Origin of the sequence: Streptomyces sp. NRRL S-31 (assembly GCF_000718775.1) — a bacterium.
Lineage (GTDB): Bacteria > Actinomycetota > Actinomycetes > Streptomycetales > Streptomycetaceae > Streptomyces.
Genome location: NZ_JOCB01000023.1, coordinates 62,420 through 84,113, shown reverse-complemented (window position 1 = coordinate 84,113; position 21,694 = coordinate 62,420). Strand labels below are relative to the sequence as shown.

The following is a 21,694-nucleotide window of genomic DNA, read 5'->3' as shown; positions in this document are numbered from 1 at the left end:
TGGGAGATCCGCGACGACATCCACGAAGGCTTCCTCACCCTGGCATGCGCACTCATCTGCTGGAGACGCCTGAAGTCATTGCGATAGGAGTTCTTAGGGCCGCGGCCTACTCCTCGCCGCTCCACGCGAAGTCCCGGAGCGCGCGCAGATTGCGCACGGCCAGGGCCGCGGGGCCGCCGGGCCCGGCGGGCGGGGCCGTCGTGACGGCCCAGCCCTCCACGGCGACGCGCACGGCGGCACCGGCCACGGCCGCCGCGAACCGTAGCTCCGGAACGGCACGCGCGGAAACGGCGCGCGTGTCCGCCCGCCCGGCCGCGGCGGGCGCCAGGGCCACGGGGCCCCCGCGCCCGCCGGCCTCGTCTCCGCCCCTGCCTCCGCCCTCAGCTCCATCAGGCGTCACGGCCTCCGGGCCCCCCGGTTCCCGGCCGGCCCCCGTCCTCGTCCGCGTCCGCGTCCTCGTCCGCGTCTCAGCCGCCCCGTCCCCCGTAACCCGGTCCTTCTCCAGCCCCGTCTCCGGTCCCGCAGCCGCCTCCGTCCCCGGCCCCGATGGCGTCCCGGCCGCCCCGTCGTCCTCCGTGCCGGTCATGCGTTCCGCCAGGATCTCCGCCAGCGCGCCCTCCGACGCCTGGCAGACCTCCGCCCAGACCTTGCGCAGGGCCGGGCTGGTGTCGGCCAGGCGGATCAGGGTGCGCAGCCACTCCCAGGACGCTGCCGAGACACCCAGTCCCGGGGTGAGGGTGTGCCGGACGGCGTGTTCCAGGGCCTGCTGCGGAGACAGGTCGGCCGGGGCCGTGCGGACCGCCTCGATCCAGCGCTGGGCGCCGGCCGCGTAGAGGGGGGCGACCGCCTCCTCCTTGGTGGCGAAGTAGCGGTAGAACGTGCGCGGTGCGATGCCGGCGGCCCGGGCGATGTCCTCGGCCCGGGTCGCCCGCAGACCCTGACGGACGAAGAGGGCCGCCGCCGCCCGGGCGATCTCCATCCGGGTCTCGGCCTTCCGGCGTTCGGTGAGGGACACCGGCGCGGAGGCGGAAAACGGCTGGTGGGCGGTGCTGGGGGTCGTGCTCATCCGGGCAGGCTATGCCCGTGTGGCAGAATCTGCCATCCGGCGGTCCACCCCGGGGTTCAGGTACGGGGTGGGCCGCCGTTCCAGCACCTCCGACGGACCGTCAGCCCCACGGCGGACACCGCCCGCCACGGCGGACGCGCCTCCGGAAGCAGCGGCGGGAACGCCTCTCGGCCATCGAAAGGGCCGGACTCCGGCGCCCGGGGGGGGGATAGGCGCCGAAGCCCGGCTCGGGAGGTCCCGGCGCCGGGGGGATTGCGTCGGGACGTGGTTCACATGGATCGGCCGGCATCGGTCGTCGGCCGGGGCCGTGCGGTGTGGGGGGTGTGGGTGGGGAGTGCGTGCCCCGGGCCCGCTTCCGGGCCCGGAAGGGTTGTTCCCTCGGGCCCGGCCGTTGAAGCGACGGGACCGCGCCATGTTTGCGCCGTCTTTCGCCCCCGGGCGTGCGCCGTGCGTCCGGTTACCCCGCGCACCTCGCGTACCCCACTACCTCGCGTACCTCACGCCGCCGCGTCGAAGCCGGTGTCGCGGGCCAGCTTCTTCAGTTCGAGGAGGGCGTGCTTCTCGATCTGGCGGATGCGCTCACGGGTCAGGCCGTGCTCCTTGCCCACCTCGGTCAGGGTGCGCTCGCGGCCGTCCTCGATGCCGTACCGCATCTTGATGATGGAGGCCGTGCGCTGGTCCAGGCGGCCGATCAGGTCGTCCAGTTCCTCGCTGCGGAGCAGGGTCAGGACGGACTGCTCCGGGGAGACCGCAGAGGTGTCCTCCAGCAGGTCGCCGAACTGCGTCTCACCCTCGTCGTCCACCGCCATGTTCAGGGAGACCGGGTCACGCGCCCAGTCGAGGACGTCGATGACGCGCTCCGGCGTCGAGCCCAGCTCGGCGGCGATCTCCGCGGGCTCCGGGTCGCGGCCGTTCTCGCGGTTGAACTCGCGCTGGACGCGGCGGATGCGGCCCAGCTCCTCCACCAGGTGGACGGGGAGCCGGATCGTGCGGGACTGGTCGGCGATGGAGCGGGTGATGGCCTGACGGATCCACCAGGTGGCGTACGTGGAGAACTTGAAGCCCTTGCGGTAGTCGAACTTCTCCACGGCGCGCACCAGGCCGGCGTTGCCCTCCTGGATCAGGTCGAGCAGGGGCAGCCCGCTGCGCGGGTATCGCCGGGCGACCGCGACGACCAGACGGAGGTTGGAGCGGATGAACACGTCCTTGGCCCGCTCGCCCGCGGCCACCAGTGCCTCCAGTTCCGCGCGGGTGGCGTCCGACTTGGACTCCTCCTCGCCGTCGAGGACCTGCCGCGCGAACACGCCCGCCTCGATGGTCTGGGACAGCTCTACCTCTTTCGCGGCGTCGAGCAGCGGAGTGCGCGCGATCTCGTCGAGGTACATGCCGACCAGGTCGCGGTCTGCGATCTCGCCGCCATGAGCGCGAACACTGCGGGCCGTCTCGCCGGTGGCGGACTGACGACGGGCGACGGCACGGGTTGCCATGCGTGCTCCCTTTCGATGGTGGGCTGGCGGGTGGTCCTGGCGAACGCTCGGCACGCGGGTACTGTCTTGGAACTCCGGTCTCTCCGGGTGCCCTGCATCCGTGGGAAACAACGACTGGAATCCGGACAGAATTCCCAACCCGCCCCGCGATTTTTCTGATCATGCAGTACCCTGTCCGCCACGCTGGCGGGCCAGATGCCGTCGAAACGTGCCGAAGCGCAGGTCAGAAGGGGAATCGAGGGTGACCTCAAGGCCCTCACGACGATCTACGACCACTACGTGCGTGAGACGGCCGTCACATTCGACACCGCGCTTCTCACTCCGCGGGAACGCCGCCGCCGGCTGCTCTCCCACCCGATAGACGGCCCGCGCCGCCCGATGGTTGCCGCGGACGCGCGGTCACGGGAAATTCCGGGGCACGCCAGGTCCGGCCCGTACCGACCCAGGGGGTCCGCACCGGCCTGCACCAGCCCAGGCGGGCCGCACCGGCCCGCACCGGCCCAGGCCCGCCTACGACAGTTCGCGGAGACGTCCATGGAGACATCGATGGACTTCGCTGCACGCAATCCCGGACGCCGGGCGGCGAGGCCGGCCGCTACCGGAGCGTGCCCGGGGACACGGCCGGGGACGCGGCCCGGTACGAGCAACCGCCGCGACTCATCCGAACTGCACGGACCGCTTCGCCATTCCCATCCAGAAGCCGTCGATCACCGATTGCTGCGTGGCCGGCTCACCGGCGGCCTCCGCAGCGCCCATGGTGACGAAGAGCGGGACGAAGTGCTCGGTGCGCGGGTGGGCGTAGCGGCCCGCCGGGGCCTTGTTCAGGAAGTCGAGCAGGGCGTCCCAGTCGCCGGCCTCCAGGGCCCGCCGGCCCCAGTCGTCGAACTCGGAGGACCAGCTCGGCACACCCCCGGCGTGCCGCAGGGCGGCGAGGTTGTGGGTGAAGAAGCCGGAGCCGACGATCAGCACGCCCTCGTCACGCAGCGGGGCGAGCCTGCGGCCGAGGTCCATGAGGCGGACCGGGTCGAGGGTGGGCAGGGAGATCTGGAGGACGGGGATGTCGGCGTCCGGGTACATCTCGACGAGCGGGACGTAGGCGCCGTGGTCCAGGCCCCGGTCGGGGATGTCCTGGACGGGGAGGCCGGGGGCGCGCAGCAGCTTGCGGACGGCGTCGGCGAGCGCGGGCGCGCCGGGGGCGGCGTACCGGACCCGGTAGTAGTGCTCGGGGAAGCCCCAGAAGTCGTACACGAGCGGGACGGTCTCGACCGCGCCGAGGGCGAGCGGGGCCTCCTCCCAGTGGGCGGAGACCATGAGGATGGCCCGCGGCCGGGGCAGTGCGGCGGACCAGGCGGCGAGCTGGCCGGGCCAGACCGGGTCGTCGGCGAGCGGAGGGGCGCCGTGGCTGAGATACAGCGCGGGCATGCGCTCCTGGGCGGTGGCGGACATCGCGGCGACTCCCGGTGGGCTCCAGATACTTTAAAACTCAAGTTTCAGGGGAAACCCTACCGGCCACTTGTTCAATATTCAAGGAGCTGTCTCGTAAAGTGGACACATGAACACGGCACTCGACTCCACCGCCCGGCACCGCTGGCTGACCGACGAGGAGCAGCGCGTCTGGCGCGCCTACCTGCACGCCACCTACCTCCTGGAGGACCACCTCGACCGGCAGCTCCAGCGCGACGCGGGCATGCCGCACGTCTACTACGGCCTCCTCGTCGGCCTCGCCGAGGCACCGCGCCGCCGGCTGCGGATGACGGAGCTGGCGATGCAGGCGAAGATCACCCGCTCCCGGCTCTCGCACGCCATCGCGCGCCTGGAGAAGAACGGCTGGGTCCGCCGCGAGGACTGCCCCTCCGACAAGCGCGGCCAGTTCGCCGTCCTCACGGACGAGGGCTTCGAGGTGCTGCGGCGCACCGCGCCCGGCCATGTGAGCGCCGTACGGCAGGCGCTGTTCGAGCGGCTGACCCCGGAACAGCAGAAGACCCTCGGCGAGATCATGGAGATCGTCGCCGAGGGCCTCCAGCCCGAGGAAGCGGGTGCGGACCTGCCCTGGCTCCGCTAGACCGCGGGGCGGCTCACCGCCGGACGGCCGGGCGGCTCACCGTACGGGCGTTCAGTGGGCCACCACCGGCACCGGCACCTCGTCCCCGGCACCGTCACCGGTGATCACGGCGGTCGGGTTCGGCTTGCCCGCGTTGACGAAGGTGAAGGCGATCAGGGACGCCAGCACCAGGATGCCGACGGCGAACCAGATCGCGGTGCTGTAGCCGTGCACCATGCCCTGGAGCTGCACCAGCTGCTGCTGCGGCTTGGCGGTGGCCCCGGCGATGTGGTCCTTGACGTACGAGGTGGTCGCCGAGGCGGCGATGGTGTTCAGCAGGGCGGTGCCGATCGCGCCGCCCACCTGCTGCGAGGTGTTGACCATCGCGGAGGCGACACCGGCGTCCCGGGGCTGGACGCCCTGGGTGGCCAGGGACATCGCCGGCATGAACGCCGTACCCATGCCCAGACCGAGCAGCAGCATCGCGGGCAGCAGCAGGGCCGCGTACGAGGAGTCGATCTCCAGCTGGGTCAGCAGCAGCATGCCGAGGCCGGCGACCAGGAAGCCCGGGCCCATCAGCAGCCGGGCCGGGACGCGGGTCATCAGCCGGGTGCCGATCTGGGTGGAGCCGGTGATCATGCCGGCCACCATCGGCAGGAAGGCGAAGCCGGTCTTGACCGGCGAGTAGCCCTTCACGACCTGGAGGTAGTAGGTCAGGAAGAGGAACAGGCCGAACATGCCGATGATCGCGAGGCCGAGGGAGAGGTAGATGCCGCCGCGGTTGCGGTCGGTCACCACGCGCAGCGGCAGCAGCGGCGCCTTGACCTTGGCCTCGACCAGCACGAAGGCGACGAGCAGCACCACGGACGCGACGAACATCGACACGGTCAGGGAGTCGCCCCAGCCGTCGGACTCGGCGCGGGTGAAGCCGTACACCAGGGCGACCAGGCCGAGGGTGGACAGGATCACGCCGGGGATGTCGAGCGGGGAGCGGTTGCGGCCGCCCTCCGGCTCCCGGATGACGAAGTAGGCACCGGCCGCGGCGACCACGGCGAACGGGACGTTCACGTAGAAGGTCCAGCGCCAGTCCAGGTACTCGGTGAGGAAGCCGCCGAGGATCAGGCCGACGGCACCGCCGCCGCCCGCGATGGCGCCGTAGATGCCGAACGCCTTGGCGCGCTCCCGGGCGTCCGTGAACATGACGGCCAGCAGGGACAGCGCGGCCGGCGCGAGCAGCGCGCCGAAGACGCCCTGGAGGGCGCGGGCGCCGAACATCAGCGTGCCGGTGGTGGCGGCACCGCCCAGCGCGGAGGCGGCGGCGAAACCGGCCAGGCCGAGCACGAAGGTGCGCTTGCGGCCCCACAGGTCGGCGATCCGGCCGCCGAACAGCAGCAGACCGCCGAAGGCGAGCGCGTAGGCCGTGATGACCCACTGCTTGTTGCCGTCGGATATGCCCAGGTCCTGCTGGGCGGCGGGCAGGGCGATGTTCACGATGGTGGCGTCCAGGACCACCATCAGCTGGGCGAGCGCGATGAAGACGAGCGCCTTCCAGCGGTTGGCATCACCGCTCGGCGCGGTGATGCCGGGAGCCTTGAGGGCTGTTTCGGACATGGAGATACCCACTTCGGGACTTCAGGACGTCGTGAGGGAAGACGTGAGGGATGCGTGAGGGACGTGCGTGACGAAAAATGGCCAGAAAACGGCGGAAGACGGAAAGACGAAGATCAGGAGAACGACGCGTCGGGAGGCGGAGGCAGGAAGGACGTCGGTGCGGAGGCCGGCTGACGGCTGACGGCTGACGGCTGACGGCTGACGGCTGACGGCTGACGGCTGACGGCTGACGGCTGACGGCTGACGGCTGACGGCTGGAGGACGGTTGGTCGGTGTCAGGAGATCGGGGCCGGAGGGCCGGCGAGGACGGGAACGGCCGTACGCGCCGCCGTACCCACGGTGGACCGGGCGCGAGAGCTGAACTGATCGGTCAGTAGTCGCGCAACTCCTTGATGCTCACGGCCGCGCCCGGCAGGGCGGAACGGGCCGGGGCCCGCAGGCCGTCGAGGAACAGCTGGAGATGGCGGTGGACGAAGCGGTCACCGCGCAGACAGTCCGTACCGGCCGGGGGCCGGCTCAGCTGGGCCGCGGCGATCATCACATCACCCACTCCGACGTCCGGCCGGAGCTGACCGGCCGCCTTGGCCCGGCCCATGACCTCCTCGATGAGCCGCTCGACGCGCTCACGGGATGCCTCCAGGTCGGGGTGGTGCTGGTCGAACGTGCTGGACACCATGGGGCACAGCGCGCTGATCCGCTCGTCGGCGGCGGCGTGCACGAAGTGCTCCAGGGCGGTGAAGGCGTCCCCGGTCTCCGCGAGGGCCAGCTCGGCCGCCTCGGCCGTGCGGTCCATGACGGAACAGACGACCTCGCGGACGAGGGCGTCGCGGTCGGGGAAGTTGCGGTACACCGTGGCGTTGCCGACGCCGGCCCGGCGGGCGATCTCGTCGAGCGGGACGTCCGGCCCGTGCTCGACGAACATCTCCCGGGCGGCGGTGACGATCCGCTCCCGGTTGCGCAGAGCGTCGGCGCGCGGCCGGGACACCTTGCGCACGGCGGGGGCGGTTACGGCGGACACGGGCACTCCTCTGTAGGTCTCGGGTCTCGGAACGTTCGGCAGCGGAACGACCGCCCCGGAACGATCTCGTAGTGATCTTCTCGTAGTGATCTTCTCGTAAGTGATCTTCTCGTAGTGATCCTCACCCACGAGTGGCGATCCGGGGACCGGGTCCCCGTTTCACCCGGACACCTGACTAAACGGGGAGAGCGTCCCCGGTTATTTCCCGGCCGGCGGATGTATTCCTGTGACCTGAGTCACAATCAGCGGTCGCCGGGATTCACCCCGTTGCGGACCCGCTTTCCCACCGTCGGTCCCCTCCAGCGAGCGGTCACCGCCCCTCCGGCACAGGGTGAGCGCAAGGGTGCAGCCGGACACGGGTGGCTGCCGTGGCGCGAAAGGTCCCTGCATGCAGCCGCAGCCGCCCCGCCGCCGCATACGCCCGCGCCGGGTGACCGCCCTCTCCCTGGTGACCGCACTGACCCTCGGGGTCAGCACCTCGGCCGGGACCGGACACCTGACGGCGCCCACCACCGCCGGCCCCATCGGCCTGGCCCGCTCCGCCGCGCTCATCCCCTGCATGATCCATGGCGGCCTGGACGTGCAGATGACCGAGGGCCTGCCCACCCCGACGGGCTACTCCCGCTCCACGGGCACGGTCCACGCCCTGACCCTGATGGTCGACTTCCCCGACGCGCCCGGCCAGGGCAACGCGATGGACCGCTTCCACGAGTTCTTCCCGCAGACCCAGGACTGGTTCCACACCGCGTCGTACGGCCGTCTCGACTACCGCGCCGAGGCCCCCGTCACCACCTGGCTGCGCATGCCGAAAGGCTTCCAGGACTACGGCATAGAGCGCGGCGCCCCCTTCGACCCCGGCTACCGGAACCTGGTGCAGGACATCGTGGCCGCGGCCGACCCGACGGTGGACTTCCGCAGCTACGACCTGCTGAACGTGCTCGTCACCCCGAACGCCGGCCCCTCCGCCCTGGACACCGTGCTGTCCGTGACCTTCGCCGGCAACGACGACGCCCCGGTCGCCGACGGCGTCCGCATATCCAACGCCTCGTTCGTCTACTCCCGCCAGGACGACGGCTCCGGCTCCTACGACCGCACCGGCTACCGGGTACTGCCGCACGAGAACGGCCACACCTTCGGCCTGCCCGACCTGTACACGCAGGACGGCGGGGGCGCGGTCGGGCACTGGGACATCATGAGCGAGGACTGGGGCTCCAACAACGACCTGCTCGGCTGGCACAAGTGGAAACTGGGCTGGCTGGACGGCGGCCAGGTCGGCTGCGCGGCGGCACCCGGCAGCGTCGACTACACCCTGTCCCCCCTGTACCAGCAGGGCGGCGGAAAGCTGATCCTGATACCGGTCACCGCGCGCACCACCTACGCCCTTGAGGTCCGCGCACAAGGCGGCAACGACGAGTCGGTGTGCCACCCGGGCGTCCTCATCTACCGGATCGACGCCGCGATCGACACCGGCCGCGGCCCGATCACCGTCTTCGACAGCCACCGCGACAGCGGTGGCTGCACCCGCAGCCCCAACGTCCACGCGGAACTCTCCGACGCCCCCTTCTCCCCCGGCGAGACCTTCAAGGACCCACGGCACGGGATCAGCGTGCGGGTGACGGGGACGGACGAGGACGGCAACTACCGGGTACGGATCACCCGCGGCTGACGGGGCGACCGACAACGGCTGTCCGCCGATGACGGGGACCCACACGGACACCGGTCGCAAGCCGACCACCAGGCCAAAAACGGCCGGCTGCCCGCCCGGGGATCACCGCCGACAACCCGACCGCTGGCCGCCGGCCCCGGGACTGCCGTAGGCGTGGCCCCAAGCCGTGCCCCTGCCGCCACCACCTCACTGTGGGGCGAGCCCCGTGCGTGGCGATGTGCAGGAAGGCGATCACCGGCCCGCCCGGTCCCGTACCGGTACGGCAACGGACCGCAGGCCGGCTCCAGTCCCCCCGAACTGATCGAAGCGGCCCCACAAGCCCCGCCACGCGCCCCCCTGCCCGGCTCCCCCGCACCAGCACCCACCCAAGCCCTGATCCGGTACCCTGTGGACCACGCCTTCGTAGCTCAGGGGATAGAGCACCGCTCTCCTAAAGCGGGTGTCGCAGGTTCGAATCCTGCCGGGGGCACAGAGAAACACCTGGTCAGAGGCCCTTTCGTCCGACGGACGGGAGGGCCTTCGGTCTCGCAGCACACATTTGGCACACATGGGCTGCGGGCAGAGGTGGGGAGCTGTGCGAGATGCCTGCCAAGGACCAGCTGGCCCAGCGCCGGTACGAGAAGCTGGTCGACCAGCTTGAGTCGATGATGCAGGCCGCCCTGAAACCGCAGTACAAGGGCTTCTACGGGCAGCTGATCCTGAGCGGCGACGATCTCGCGGGGATGGGCGAACTCAAGGACGTCCGGCGTGCCGCACGGGAAGCAGGCCGCCGTCTCGGCTGGAAGACGACCACGCATCTGACCGGCGGCCGGCTGTTCGTCCTCGACGAACGAGAGCCGCCGCAGGAGATCAGGCAACTGGCTGCGGATGCCACGGCAGAAGCCATGGACCGGGCTCGGCGAACCGCTCACCGGACAAACTGAAGGAGGCGCGCCATCGTGCGTACGATGGCGCGCCCCCTTCGCCTACAGCCCCCCGGCACGGCTCAGGCACTCATCACGCGGCATCGTCCTCCAGGGCGGCCACCGCCTCGGCGGCCTTGCGGGCCTTCTTCTCCGCCTTCTCCAGCTTGGCCTTCGCCTTGGCCAACTGCTTGGAACGGCGCTTGTGCATCTTCTTCGAGACCTCGTCCAGACGATCCGGGAAGAGGTGCCCGTACGTGTCCAACGTCAGCGTCGCGGACTTGTGGCCCAGCATCGTCTGTACGACGTTGACGTCCGCGCCGCTCGCGATGGCGAGCGAGGCCGCCGTATGCCGCAGCTTGTGCGGGGTGACCTTGAGGTCCCCCAGTCCGGCCTTCACGACCGCCGGCGCGAAGAACCGCTGTCGGAAGTTCCGGGCTCGCAGCGGGCCGCCCTGCGGGGCGGTGAAGAGCAACTCCTCGTCGCCTCGCCCCTGGACGTGGGGCTTCATTTCCTCTGCCAGGAACCGCGGGATCGGCACCGATCGGCGCTCGTGGTTCTTGGGGGTATCGAGGTAGAGCTTGCCGTTGTCCTCGGCGTACGCCTCCACGATGTGGGCCCGGCAGGCGTCCAGGTCGACGCGGCCCACCTTGAGCGCGGATGCCTCGCCCCAGCGCAGTCCGGTGTAGGCCAGCAGCAGGATGAACACCCGGTAGGCGCCTGACGCATTGGCCAGCGCGTCGACCTGCATGTCGTCCAGGTACACGTGGTCAGCAGGCATCGCCTTCGGCAGGGGCACGCCGACAGCCGGGTTGACCGCCAGGCGACGGGCCTTGACCGCGTATCCGAGAACGCGGCTGAGGACGACGTACGCCTTGCGGACCGACCGGGGGCTGAGCTTCCTGCCGCCGGTCGCCTCGCCGGACAGCAGATCCGCGAGCCACTCCGCGATGTCCTCGAAGTGGATGCGGTCCAGCGGGGTAGTGCCCCACTTGGGGATCACGTGGACGTCGAGAACACCGCGGTAGCGGCCCCGGGTCGAACGCTTGAGATGGATCTGCGCAGCCAGCCAGGACTCCGCCACCTCTGCGAACTCCACGCGTGCGGCTGCAGGATCGCGGTAGGAGCCGTCGTTGAGACGGGACTCCATTCTCGTCCGCTCCGCCTCGGCGTCGACCTTACGGGCGAAGGTCTTCATCTTCGGCTTGCCATCGGGGTCGTACCAGCGCACGCGGTACCGTCCCGGTGGCGTACGGCCCGCCCGCTTGGCGTCCGTCGCGGCGCGCACATACGCCGCGTGCCCTATGCGGTCCTCAATCCAGACCCGCGCCAACTAGCACCCCCTCCGCTCATCACTGGACACCGACGGGATCGGCAGGAGCAGGGTCGTGGGAGGAACCCCGAGCGCGGTGGCGATGGCGACGAGGTCGTCGATGTCGCAGCGCCGGTGGGCGCGCTCGGTGCGGCTGAGGGCGGTGTTGGACATCGGGCGGCCCAGCGCGGTGCAGCGGGCGGCGAGCTGGTGCTGGGTCAGGCCGCGCAGGAGGCGTAGGTGCTCGATGGCGCGGGCGGTGTGGAGGCCGGCGGGGCCTATTTCGACAGGTCGGGTTGCCATGACAGGTAGCTGTAACTTGCATCCGGCCGCCATGGCAAGAGTTGGCTCTTAAACTCTACAAAAGTCTCCCGGGAGAGAAGTGGCGTTCGTCTCGTTCGAATTCCGGCACATCAGGAGCCGTTCCATCAGGGAGGCCGTGCTATCTTCCCTAAGCATTTTCAAGATGGGTGATTTGGGCAGGTACCAACCGCAGTGCCCAGCACGCTGGTCGCATCACTCGTGACTGCTATGCGCCGTCTCTGAGCTGCGGAGGTATCAGATTCCGACCCCTCCGCCCGGTCGCGCCGCCGCAGAAAATTTCAGGTTCTCAAGAGCGATTTCGACAACCGGGGATCCACCCTTACTCTTTGTCTCCCCCAGCCGCACCGAGAGAATTAGTACAGAGTTTCAGAGCCAACTCTGGACTTTCCCCTGGGGCGTGTGACTGTGTTGTCCAGGCCGTTGTTCAAGACCGAAAAGGAGCCCTGTGCCGAAGACCTCTCCCCGTAACTCCAACGCCCCTGCCACCGCTACGGCTGCCCAGCGCGGCCCGCTGGCCACACCCGCGGAGGTCGCCGCGTACCTCGGGGTGCCGGTGAAGACGCTCTACCAGTGGAAGTACCGGGGCATCGGCCCCAACGTGCACAAGGTCGGCCGTCACCTGCGCTACCGCTGGCACGAGGTGGACGCCTGGCTGAACGCCCAGGCCACGTACGACCTCGCGGTCTGACGCCACCCCTTCAGAGACAGCGAAACGGCTCTCGGCCAGCCACCGCCGAGAGCCGCACCAGTCCCTGCCTCATCACCCGTGAATGACCGATCCGATGGGCCGGGCCTTGCCCGTCCGGCCCACCAGGGAGGAACGCCTGTGGACGAACCTACGTCCTCAACCACCCCCACCGCATCCCCGAAGCCCACCTGGCCGCCTGTCACCGTCCCCGGCCAGGCAGCCTCCACAACGCCCGAAACTTCGCCCGCCGGGGATGAGAAGCCGCGCCATGCCGCAGAGGGCGCCGCCCTGCTGGACGAGCTGCGGGAAGCCATCGCCCGGTACGTGATCCTGCCCGGCAGCGAGGCGCTGACCGCCGTCACGCTGTGGGTCGCGGCCACGCACATCCAGCCCGCCCTCCAGCACGCGCCCCGTCTCGCGGTGGTCGGACCGGCGAAACGGTGCGGCAAGTCCCGCCTGCTGGATGTGATCACAGAGACCGTGCGCGAGCCGCTGATCACGGTCAACACCAGCCCGGCGGTCGTCTTCCGCGCCATCGGTGACGACCCGCCCACCCTGCTGGTGGACGAGGCCGACACCATCTTCGGCAGCATCAAGGCCGCCGAGAAGAACGAGGAGCTGCGTGGCCTGCTCAACGCCGGCCACCAGCGCAACCGGCCCGCCCTGCGCATCTCCGGCCCCGAGCACAAGCCGCAGGCGTTCCCCACCTTCGCCATGGCCGCACTCGCCGGCATCGGGGACCTGCCGGACACGGTCATGGACCGTGCGGTGGTGATCCGCATGCAGCGCCGCAAGGACGGTGAGCGGGTGGAGCAGTTCCGCTCCCGCCGCGACATCCCCTCCCTGCATCAGCTGCGCGACCGGCTGACCGCCTGGCTGCGCCCCCTGATGGACACCGCAGCAGACCTGGTACCGCCGATGCCGGTGCAGGACCGGGCGGCAGACACCTGGGAACCGCTCGTCATCGTCGCGGAACTGGCAGGCGGCACCTGGCCCGAGCAGGCCCGTACCGCGTGTGCGGCCATGTGCGCGGCCGAGGCAGGCAAGGACGACGAGTCGAACCTAAAGACACGCCTGCTGCAGGACATCCGGCGCGCCTTCGCACGCTGCGGTGATCCCGACATCATGCGCACCCGGGACCTGCTGGACGAACTCCTCAAGGACCAGGAGGCGCCGTGGGCGGAGTACGGCACCGCTGGCCTGAGCGCGCGCCACCTGGGCATTCTCCTGAAGGACTTCGACATCAGGGCCGCCACTCACCGCTTCGAAGGGGGTCGGCAGGCCAAGGGCTTCGCCCGCCTCCGCTTCGCCGACGCCTGGGCTCGCTACTGCCCCGAGGAGCCGACGCCCGAGGGCGGCGACGAGAACCCCACCCCCGGTCCGGGCCTGCACCCGTAAAGACCCGTCGCACTCGTCGCGTCGCAGGTCAGCCGCGCGACGAGTGTCGTGGCTGTGACGAGTCCACTCGTATCACGCCGACCTTCCGTACCTGCCTCACCAGGCACGCGACGAGTGCGACGAGTGCGCACGCCCTCCCACCAGCCTCACCCTGTGCCCATGGCACCCGCTCCCCGCCTGGAGTACCCCGCTTGCCTTCACGCACCGCCCAAGCCCCCGTGTCGGTACTGACCGCAGCGATCCGCCTTGGGGTCGCCCTGGTCGGCACGATCGGCTTCGCCCTCTCCTACGACGCTCTGCGGCAGATGGCCGTCGCCATCCACGTCCGCGGAGTCCTCACGTACGCCTTCCCCCTGGTGATCGACGGGTTCATCGCCATCGGTGTCGCCGCCCTGCTCATCCTGCGCACCGCACCCTGGCGCTCCCGGCTGTATGTCTGGGCACTCGTCGGCATCGCCACGATCACCAGTATCTGGGCGAACGCCCTACACGCCGTCCGCCTCAACCAGCAGGCCCACACGGCCGGGTTCCACCTGGACGACGTCACCGTCGGCGCCCTGTCAGCCATCGCCCCGCTGGCACTGGCCGGAGCCGTCCACCTCGACCTGGTCATCCGCCGCCACCCTGCACGCCACGTTGAAGAGGCCGCCGCCACAAAGAGCCACAACGCCCCCGGCCACGGCCACAACCACACCGACAGCACCGAGCCGAATCCCCCATCCGAGGGCGACGCCGGTCTGCCGGAGCACGCAGGGATGCCCGATGTGGCCGGTCACCCCAGCGACGTGCTGCGGGACGCCGTCAATGTGCCGCAGGCTCGGAAACCGCTCGCCACGGCAGAGGGCCACGAGCGCGACGGCACCCTTGACGAACTCCTCACCATCGCACGCAGCGCACCACTGGGCCGCGGAGGCCGTGCGTCACGCCGCAACATCGAGGCGGCGATCCGAGACGCCGGCTTCCCTATCGGCAAGGACCGCCTGACCCAGATCAAGGATCGGGTGCAGACCGAACTCGACCAGGCCGCTCGTCAGCGCTCGGCCGAGCCCGACAAGGAACCCGCCAACGCCCTCTAAGGCTCCCAGCCGGGCCTATCACCCTGGGCCCTCAACTTCTCGGCTCGTCCCCGCGCTGCCCGCTGCGGGGACGAGCGCACATCGAATCGCGTAGCCATCGCACCCGCAACACCAACATGGAGAACCGCTCGATGCCCGACCCCCGCAATGAGCTCCCGGCCAGTCAGCAGGAGGTGACCAGCACCGTCACCCAGCCAGCAAGGTATGCCGTTGGACCGTCCAAGGGCCGGTCCAACGGGGACCCCTCCGCCCCGGGGGTGGCGGAGGCCCTCGGGCACCAGGGGGTGCCCGAGGAGAAGCAGCACGCCGGCGCAGGGAACGCCGTGCTGCGGCGCGCCGCTGAAGCCGCCGCCCTGCACCGCATCGCCCGCCGCCGCAAGCGCAAGGACACCCAGCGCAAGGAGCGCGTCGATGTGCGCTACAGCGTCGAGGAGAAGGCTGCGATCCTCGCCAGGGCCCGGGCGCTGAACATCGCCGGCGCCCACTACGTCGGCGCCGTCGTCATGGCGCACATCCACGGTGACCTCACCCTGCCCGGCCAGCGCACTCCGCTCGACGACTACATCGACGAGCTGACCGCTCTACGCGAGCAGGTCGCCAAGCTCGGCAACAACATCAACCAGATCGCCCGCAAGCTCAACTCCGGCGGTCATCCACATCCTGGGGACGGTGCTGCCCTGTCACAGGCCGAGCGCAGTCTGACGGCAGTCCGTGCCGCCGTCGGTGAGATCGCGGCGGCAGCGAACCAGGCCGTCGCAAAGAAAGCGGCCTGATGATCGCCAAGATCAGCAGCGGTAAGGACACCGCCGGCCTGATCCGCTACCTGTTCGACACCAAGAAGGCCAAAGACCACACCGATCCGCACCTTGTCGCTTCCTGGGACGGCTTCGCCCCCGACCCGGGCCGCAGCAACGACTTCGCCGCAACAAAGAAGCTCCTGGTGGCCGACCTTGACCTGCGCGTGAAGCAAGCCCGCCGACTGGGTCGCGCGCCCGAGCGGCACGTGTGGCACTGCTCTATCCGCGCCGCCACAACCGACCGCCACCTCAGCGACGAGGAGTGGGCCGACATCGCCCGCCGCGTTGTTGCGGCCACCGGCATCGCGCCACAAGACGACCCGGACGGCTGCCGCTGGGTCGCAGTCCGCCACGCACCCGACCACATCCACATCGCCGCCACCAAGGTCCGCGGCGACCTGCGCACTGCACGCCACTGGAACGACTACCTCACCGCCGACCGTGCACTCGCAGTCATAGAGAAGGAGTACGGCCTGCACCAAGTCGTGCGCGGCGACCGCACCGCCGCCAAGCGCCCTACCCGCGCCGAGCAGGAGAAGGCCCGCCGCGCCGGCCACAAGATGACCGCTCGGGAGCGCCTGCGGATCACGGTTCGCACCGCAGTCTCGGTTGCCACCAGCCCCGAGGAGTTCCTTCACATCCTCGACGCCACCGACAGCGTGTTGGTCAAGGTCCAGCGATTCTCCTCCGGCGACATCCGCGGCTACAAGGTGGCTGTCGAAGACGACAGGAACACCGCCGACGAGCCCATCTGGTACTCGGGCTCCTCCCTGGCCCCCGACCTGTCCTTCCCCCAGATCCACAAACGCCTGACCGCCATCGAGCAACCCACCGAGGCTACGAAGCGGCAGCGGTCCGCGCCGTGGGCCGAGGCGACCGCTGCCGTCGAACACATCCCCGCCCATCTGGAAGGTGGCGACGACGCGGCAGCACAGGCACACATCGCAGCCTTCGGCGAAGCTCTCGACGCCCTGCCCCTCCTCGCTGCCAAGGAGATCCGCCCCCACCTCCGCCAAGCAGCCGCCGCCTTCGAACGCGCAACCCGCTCCCGCGTCCGGGCCGAACACGCCCACGCCCGCGCCCTGCGTGGAGCCGTCCGAGCCATGCGTACACAGCCGTCACCACGCGACGGAGCCCTGCTGGCCATGTTCCTCGACGCCGCCGTCCTCGCGGTCATCGCAGCCAGACGATGGCACCAGCTCCGCCAGCACGACCAACAGGTCATCGCCGCGCACCAAGCCCTTGTCCACCTACAGTCCGCCTACGACCAGGCAGCCGCAGTACCGCTGGCCGTCCTCGCCCACCGCAAGCCCCCGACCCCCACCGTCGAACGGTTCGTTGCCTTGGTGCGCGAGGCCGTAGCTGCTCACGCCGAGCAAGTCCTCGACGACCACGCCTGGGCGGCCCTGGCCACAGCCCTCGCCGACGCTCAAGCGGCTGGGCACAAACCAGCCACACTCCTGAAACAGGCAGTCGAGCAACGAACCCTTGACGACACCCGGTCCCCAGCCCGCACCCTGACCTGGCGCATCCAACGCCTCACCCGACGCCCTGTCCCCGGCGGTGGAGCGCCACCTGCCGGGACCCACACGGTGACAGACACGCGGGAGCCGCCCGCACCCTCTCCAGCAGCGCGGCCAGCCCACCTGCATCAGCCGAAACGGCACCTGTGATGAGCACCTGCACGACTCCTCAGATGGGCCAGCCGTGACCGTGGCCTCATGAACGACCGCGTCGCCTTACGAGTCCCGAGGCACCGCTCGAGCCGAAAACCGTCAGCTCTACTGTTGCCTGATGAGTGTGTCCAGCAGGCGGTCGATGCTGCCGGTGTAGACGATCACTTCCTCGTCCTCGGCCGGGATGTCGAAGCGGTCAAAGAAGTCGTCGAGGGCTTCGGGGGTGACGGTGAGAGCGTTGGCGTCTTGCCGTTGGTTGCGTTCGGCCAGGCGACGCAGCAGCTCATCGCGGTCGGCAGGGAGGTAGACAACAAGGGGATGGCCGCCCGCCTCGCGGGCGGCCTGTCGCCAATCGTCACGCTCGCTACGGCGCCACAGTCCGTGGTCCAGTACAACGTCGTTGCCGGCCTGAAGCTCCTTGACGAACCTCTGCCGGATCGCCTGGACGACGGGGCGTTCCCGCTCGAAATAGGTGTGCTCGGGGTAGTCCACGCCGTAGCGGCCGTGGAGGCGGTGCACCTCTTCGTCCACGGACAGCCGGGTGAAGCCGCGTGCCGCCAGGGCCTGGGCGACGGTGGTCTTGCCGGAGCCGGTCAGGCCGGCGAGGAGAACGGCGAGGGGCACTTAAAGATCCCTTCCGCGTGGTGCTGTCCGCGAGCATGGCCCATTGTGGGTCAATCCTGGCCGCTGTAGGCGTACGGTCGCCAGGCGGTGACGATGCCCCGGGCCTCGGCGAGCCAGTTGGCGGGCATCCGGGCCAGGCTCACGCGGCGGAAGGCGAACCGTGGATCGCTGGTATTGATGTTGCCGCCGTGTTCACCGAGGTGGGACAGCAGGCGGCGGGCCTCGGCGAGCCGGGCCGGGGAGGCGGTCTGCCAGGTGCCGTCCGCGGAGTGGGCGGCCCTGCGTTCGATGTCCTGTCGTACGCCGTCGCGCCACTTGAAGTGGTGCACCGCGCACAGGTGGTCCGCATCGGGACGATTGCCGGGAGCCCGGTGGTTGCCAGAGGCCACGGTGACGTCGTGGCGGGCGAGGACGATCTTGCGTGGGTCGGCGCGCAGGAGCCGGTGGGTGAGATGGCCGCCGAGGGGATAGGCGTGGTCGAGTCCGCCTTCCGGGCGCCAGCCGGTCAGGCGTCCGCTCGCGGTGACCCGGTCGAGCATCAGGCCGCCCACCACGCGGTGGCCGGTCCTTTCGGCGCGGCTGATCACCTGCTGCAGGGGGCCGGGGTACTGGTGGAACTCGTCGGCGTCGGCGAGCAGGTGCCAGCCCGGTCCGGCCCGGTGCCGCAACGCGTCCCGCAGTTCGCCGTTGGTCTGCTCGTGCCAGGGGCCGGTGCTGGTGTGGGCGGGGACGACGCCGGCCTCTCGGGCTGCGGCCTGGAGCTCGTGCCGGCGGACGTCGGGGACGTGTTCGGGGAAGTGGAAGGCGATCAGGAACCGTTCGATGCCCAGCCTGCGGTAGTGGCCGATCCAGACGGCCAGCAGCGGTGGCTCGACCGGTCCGATGACGGAGATCAGGGCGGGAGGCGTGCTCAGCATCGGGACTCCTTCGTGGAGAGAGAGGCGAAGGTGCGGGTGAGGAGTTCGGCCTGCTCGGCGGCCGAGCGCATGCCCAGCAGTGCGGGGGCGTCGGGGCCGGGCGGTTCGGGCGGCTGGCAGACGACGCTGTGCAAGGCGCAGACGAGGGCATCCGGGTCGCTGGTGGGGAAGGGCAGGGCCCAGGGCTGGCCGTGCAGGCGGGCAGTCAGGGAGGGGTCATGGTCGGAGACGATCAGGGGGACGCCGAGGCGGGCGGCGTCCATCACCAGCCCGGATTCCTTGGTCACGCCGGGGCGTCGGACGACCAGAGCGGCGTCGGCGGCGGCGTAGACGAGCCGCAGCACGCTGTCCGTGACGGGGCCGGGCACCGCATGCAGCCGCAGACCAGGCAGGTCCCGCCACCGCTGAAGGACCCGCTCGTCGAGGGGGTCGCCGGTGACGATCAAGTGGAGCGGTTCCTTGAGCCGGGTCAGAGCGGCGTCGATGGTGTCGATGTCCTTGTAGGGCCACCAGCCGCCGACCAGGCAGACCACAGCGTCGACGGTGGGGATGTCGAACGCAGCGCGGCCCCCGTCGCGTTCGGCATCGGTCAGGCGGCGTCCGTCGTCAACCGCGAAGGCGGCCACCATCGCGGGCAGGTTGGGAAAGGATGCGGCGAGCTGGTCGCCGACAGACTGTGTGGGTGCCAGTGCGATCACTTGATGCTCGCCTCGACGCGCGAGCCAGCCCAGCCATCGCACGACGGTGTCCTCGGTGGTGACCTGTTCGTGGACGAATCGCAGATGCGGCTGGCCGCCAAGCAGGGCGGCAGCTCCGTGCAGGGCTTCGCTCGCCGTAAGGATCACTACGGCGTCGGCAGCGGGCTGAAGACGACGGGCAGTGCGCAGCGCTGATGCCTCGATCAGACAGCGAGCCACCAGCGTGCCCTGATGGGGCAGCCGCCGCAGGCCGAGGGGCCAGCGGCGAGAGCGGAAGATCCGCTGTCCGACCGCTGACAGCCCGGCCACCGCTCGGGCAGCGGCCAGCAGAACGGCCGCCCGGCATCCGGCCGGCGTGTTGACCAGCCGCGCGCCGGTTTCGCGCAGGGCGGCGACCGCCTCGGGTGCGATGCCGAGCGGCGCGATGACCAGGCTGCCGGGTCTGGCCTGGGCAAGGGCCGCCAGCGTGCGATGTGAGTGGCCGCCCAGCCGGTCAGCACGGGGTTCGATAAGGATGAGCGGGCCGGTCATCCGGACACCGCCTGGTCACCGTGAGCGCTAGTGAACCGCTCACGCAGCCACGCGGGGTCGTTGAGGTGGTCGAACTGCTTGGCCTCCCGGGCGGCCTCGCGGGCGAAGGCGACGCCTTCGCGAGCCCCGGCGGCGGCATAGGCGGCGAACTCGCCGTCGCGGCTGCTCGTCCATGCCTGAACCCGCTGGTGGGCGTCGTTGTCCGTCATGCCGTACTCGCTGCCGCGAGCGAGCATCGCGCACTCGCGGAAGCCCGCCTTCCAGGCATGGAAGGGGCTCTGGTTAAACCTGGTGACCCCGGCTCGCTGCTGGGCGAACTCGATCTTGCCGGGCAGGGCGGCCAGCACGTCCACGGCCTCGCCCATGTGCCGCAGGGCGCTGCGGCGAATGAGCTTCAGTCCGCCGTAGCCGTATGACAGGCCGTTGACCGGGTTGACCGCCTGCCATACCCGCATGGACACCCCCTCCTCCAGCGGCTCGATGACGGAGGCGTCGAAGCCGTTGTCGATGGCGAAGTCGCCGTCGGCGAGGAAGAACTGCTCGCAGTCGACGGCCTCGGCGCACAGCCGGTAGGCCCGGCGCATCCCTTGCACGCCGTGGAGGCGCTTGACCGTGCCGCCCAGCGTGCGCTGCAGTCGGGCGTAGAGGGAGTTGGCCATCGGCTCGTCGTACGACAGGAAGACGGCGTCGAACGGGCTCACGCGACGGCCTCCAGGTAGCGGGCGGCAACCAGGGCAGGGGCGAAGTCGGCGGTCGAGGCGTGCGCGCGCTTGGCGTGCACGGTATAGAACTCGTCATCCGTGACAAGGCGCTCGGCCAGGGCCACCGCCTCCTCGGTCGTGGTGAAGCACAGCTCGGGATCGATGTGCTCGGCCAGCCAGCCCAGCCGGGGCGAGATCACGGGCAGCCCCATGCCCTGGCAGTCGATCACGCTCATCGACCACGGGCAGCCGGGCCGGAACGGGGCGATGCCGAAGCGGGCGCCGGCCAGCAGGCTCTTGTAGCGGACGCGGTCGCCTCGGTCGGAGACGACCTGGACGTGTGGCAGCGCGGCGAGTTGGTCGCGCATCTTTTCGGGGCTGTCGTCCAGGCCGGTGCGTTCGGTGCGGCGCTGGCCGAACAGGTCCATCACCCGCAGCCGGACGGAGGCGGAGGCCACCAGCTCGCGGGCCAGGGCGACGAAGCGCTCGGTGCCGTAGTGCGCGTACAGGCGGTGGTTGTAGATGCCGATCGCCCCACCCGTGCCGGAGGCGTTCGTGGCGGTGGCCGGGTCGCGGACCAAGCGCTCGTCCCGGGGTGCGGGCACCACCCGCAGCTTCTCGCCCAGGTCCACGGTCATCCGGGCCGCGGCGGCCGAGACCCAGGAGGCGGCTGTGGAGGAGTGGACCAGCACCCGATCGCAGGCGGCCAGGCCGGCGGCGAACGCCAGCAGCACCGGCCGGCCCAGTCCCGCGTCGTTCAGGGACGGGTCCAGCAAGAGCTGGCCGCCGCCGTTGAAGGAGAACGGCAGGTAGTGGCAGTAACCGGCCAGCAGGGCATCGGACCGGGCCTCCAGCAAGGCGGTGCGGACGGCCGGGGCCTCCTCGATCTGGTTGGCCACCACCACATCCGGCCGCTCGGTCCGGATCAGCGCCACCAGCTCGTCGATGTCCGCCGAGAACCGGGCCCGGTACTTCGTCCCCGGCACCTTCGTCTGGTGGAAGCCGCATCGGTCGTCGCCGGCCGGAGCCGGGGCGGCCACGGTCACCTGTGCCCCCGCGTCCGCCATCGCGGGGGCGAGCAGGTCCGCGAAGATCCACCCGGAATCCGCCGACAGCCGGTCGGGGTTGGAGATGTTCAGCAGGTACAGCACGCGCATGTCA

19 protein-coding genes, 1 tRNA gene and 1 pseudogene are annotated in these 21,694 nt (G+C 70.4%); 9 read left to right on the top strand and 12 right to left on the bottom strand.

Annotated elements, in window-relative coordinates:
- Positions 1–556: 556 nt before the first annotated feature.
- The 3 genes and pseudogenes from IF37_RS46590 to IF37_RS0112130 form a co-directional block, all read right to left on the bottom strand.
- A pseudogene (locus IF37_RS46590) lies at positions 557–979 on the bottom strand (TetR/AcrR family transcriptional regulator); the annotation flags it as partial.
- A 584-nt stretch (positions 980–1,563) separates the two neighbouring features.
- Positions 1,564–2,553, bottom strand: coding sequence for an RNA polymerase sigma factor RpoD/SigA (locus IF37_RS0112135; RefSeq protein ID WP_030740504.1), 990 nt, complete (start codon positions 2,551–2,553; stop codon positions 1,564–1,566).
- Between the two features lie 657 nt (positions 2,554–3,210).
- The gene (locus tag IF37_RS0112130; protein ID WP_030740502.1) at positions 3,211–3,999 is read right to left on the bottom strand and encodes a dioxygenase; all 789 of its coding nucleotides are present in this window, start codon (positions 3,997–3,999) and stop codon (positions 3,211–3,213) included.
- Positions 4,000–4,105: 106 nt separating this feature from the next.
- Here IF37_RS0112130 and IF37_RS0112125 point away from each other — a divergent pair, with 106 nt between their 5' ends.
- Positions 4,106–4,615 carry a MarR family winged helix-turn-helix transcriptional regulator gene (locus IF37_RS0112125; protein ID WP_030740500.1) on the top strand — a complete coding sequence of 170 codons (510 nt, stop codon included), beginning with the start codon at positions 4,106–4,108 and terminating at the stop codon, positions 4,613–4,615.
- A 51-nt stretch (positions 4,616–4,666) separates the two neighbouring features.
- On the opposite strand, the gene IF37_RS0112120 is transcribed toward IF37_RS0112125, so the two are convergent.
- A complete protein-coding gene (locus tag IF37_RS0112120) occupies positions 4,667–6,205 on the bottom strand; it encodes an MFS transporter (protein ID WP_030740498.1) in 1,539 nt (512 codons plus the stop codon).
- Positions 6,206–6,575: 370 nt separating this feature from the next.
- The gene (locus tag IF37_RS0112115) at positions 6,576–7,223 is read right to left on the bottom strand and encodes a TetR/AcrR family transcriptional regulator (protein ID WP_030740496.1); all 648 of its coding nucleotides are present in this window, start codon (positions 7,221–7,223) and stop codon (positions 6,576–6,578) included.
- 388 nt (positions 7,224–7,611) lie between these two features.
- Here IF37_RS0112115 and IF37_RS0112110 point away from each other — a divergent pair, with 388 nt between their 5' ends.
- From IF37_RS0112110 to IF37_RS0112100, 3 genes are all read left to right on the top strand, one after another.
- Positions 7,612–8,889, top strand: a complete 1,278-nt coding sequence (locus IF37_RS0112110) for a M6 family metalloprotease domain-containing protein (RefSeq protein WP_030740494.1) — start codon at positions 7,612–7,614, stop codon at positions 8,887–8,889.
- Positions 8,890–9,285: 396 nt separating this feature from the next.
- Positions 9,286–9,358 (top strand) — tRNA-Arg (locus tag IF37_RS0112105).
- 112 nt (positions 9,359–9,470) lie between these two features.
- Entirely contained in the window at positions 9,471–9,812 is a 342-nt protein-coding gene (locus tag IF37_RS0112100) for a hypothetical protein (protein ID WP_030740491.1), read from the top strand.
- A 73-nt stretch (positions 9,813–9,885) separates the two neighbouring features.
- Here IF37_RS0112100 and IF37_RS0112095 read toward each other — a convergent pair whose 3' ends face one another.
- Entirely contained in the window at positions 9,886–11,079 is a 1,194-nt protein-coding gene (locus IF37_RS0112095; RefSeq protein WP_253915741.1) for a site-specific integrase, read from the bottom strand.
- 45 nt (positions 11,080–11,124) lie between these two features.
- Positions 11,125–11,406 carry a helix-turn-helix domain-containing protein gene (locus tag IF37_RS0112090; protein ID WP_030740484.1) on the bottom strand — a complete coding sequence of 94 codons (282 nt, stop codon included), beginning with the start codon at positions 11,404–11,406 and terminating at the stop codon, positions 11,125–11,127.
- A gap of 466 nt (positions 11,407–11,872) precedes the next feature.
- Here IF37_RS0112090 and IF37_RS41940 point away from each other — a divergent pair, with 466 nt between their 5' ends.
- From IF37_RS41940 to IF37_RS0112065, 5 genes are all read left to right on the top strand, one after another.
- On the top strand, positions 11,873–12,115 hold the full coding sequence (locus tag IF37_RS41940) for an AlpA family transcriptional regulator (protein ID WP_030740482.1): 243 nt from the start codon (positions 11,873–11,875) through the stop codon (positions 12,113–12,115).
- A gap of 138 nt (positions 12,116–12,253) precedes the next feature.
- Entirely contained in the window at positions 12,254–13,513 is a 1,260-nt protein-coding gene (locus tag IF37_RS0112080) for a DUF3631 domain-containing protein (RefSeq protein WP_037856316.1), read from the top strand.
- Between the two features lie 218 nt (positions 13,514–13,731).
- Positions 13,732–14,589 (top strand): DUF2637 domain-containing protein, encoded by an 858-nt coding sequence (locus IF37_RS0112075; protein WP_030740477.1) that lies wholly within the window; start codon positions 13,732–13,734, stop codon positions 14,587–14,589.
- A 131-nt stretch (positions 14,590–14,720) separates the two neighbouring features.
- Complete coding sequence (mobC, locus tag IF37_RS0112070; RefSeq protein ID WP_079165692.1) at positions 14,721–15,362, top strand: plasmid mobilization relaxosome protein MobC; 642 nt, start codon at positions 14,721–14,723, stop codon at positions 15,360–15,362.
- Complete coding sequence (locus IF37_RS0112065) at positions 15,362–17,059, top strand: mobilization protein (RefSeq protein WP_079165691.1); 1,698 nt, start codon at positions 15,362–15,364, stop codon at positions 17,057–17,059. Before mobC ends, IF37_RS0112065 begins: the two co-directional genes overlap by 1 nt.
- A 108-nt stretch (positions 17,060–17,167) precedes the next feature.
- Here IF37_RS0112065 and IF37_RS0112060 read toward each other — a convergent pair whose 3' ends face one another.
- From IF37_RS0112060 to IF37_RS0112040, 5 genes are read right to left on the bottom strand one after another with little or no spacing between them, the layout of a single operon-like run.
- Positions 17,168–17,686: an ATP-binding protein gene (locus tag IF37_RS0112060; RefSeq protein ID WP_030740467.1), complete on the bottom strand. Its 519-nt coding sequence runs from the start codon at positions 17,684–17,686 to the stop codon at positions 17,168–17,170.
- A 50-nt stretch (positions 17,687–17,736) separates the two neighbouring features.
- Positions 17,737–18,603, bottom strand: coding sequence for a glycosyltransferase family 2 protein (locus IF37_RS0112055; RefSeq protein ID WP_030740461.1), 867 nt, complete (start codon positions 18,601–18,603; stop codon positions 17,737–17,739).
- A complete protein-coding gene (locus tag IF37_RS0112050) occupies positions 18,597–19,832 on the bottom strand; it encodes a glycosyltransferase (RefSeq protein WP_030740459.1) in 1,236 nt (411 codons plus the stop codon). Before IF37_RS0112050 ends, IF37_RS0112055 begins: the two co-directional genes overlap by 7 nt.
- A complete protein-coding gene (locus tag IF37_RS0112045; RefSeq protein ID WP_030740458.1) occupies positions 19,829–20,533 on the bottom strand; it encodes a hypothetical protein in 705 nt (234 codons plus the stop codon). Before IF37_RS0112045 ends, IF37_RS0112050 begins: the two co-directional genes overlap by 4 nt.
- On the bottom strand, positions 20,530–21,690 hold the full coding sequence (locus IF37_RS0112040) for a glycosyltransferase (RefSeq protein WP_030740454.1): 1,161 nt from the start codon (positions 21,688–21,690) through the stop codon (positions 20,530–20,532). The genes IF37_RS0112045 and IF37_RS0112040 overlap by 4 nt, the downstream gene beginning before the upstream one ends.
- Between the last annotated feature and the right edge of the window lie 4 nt (positions 21,691–21,694).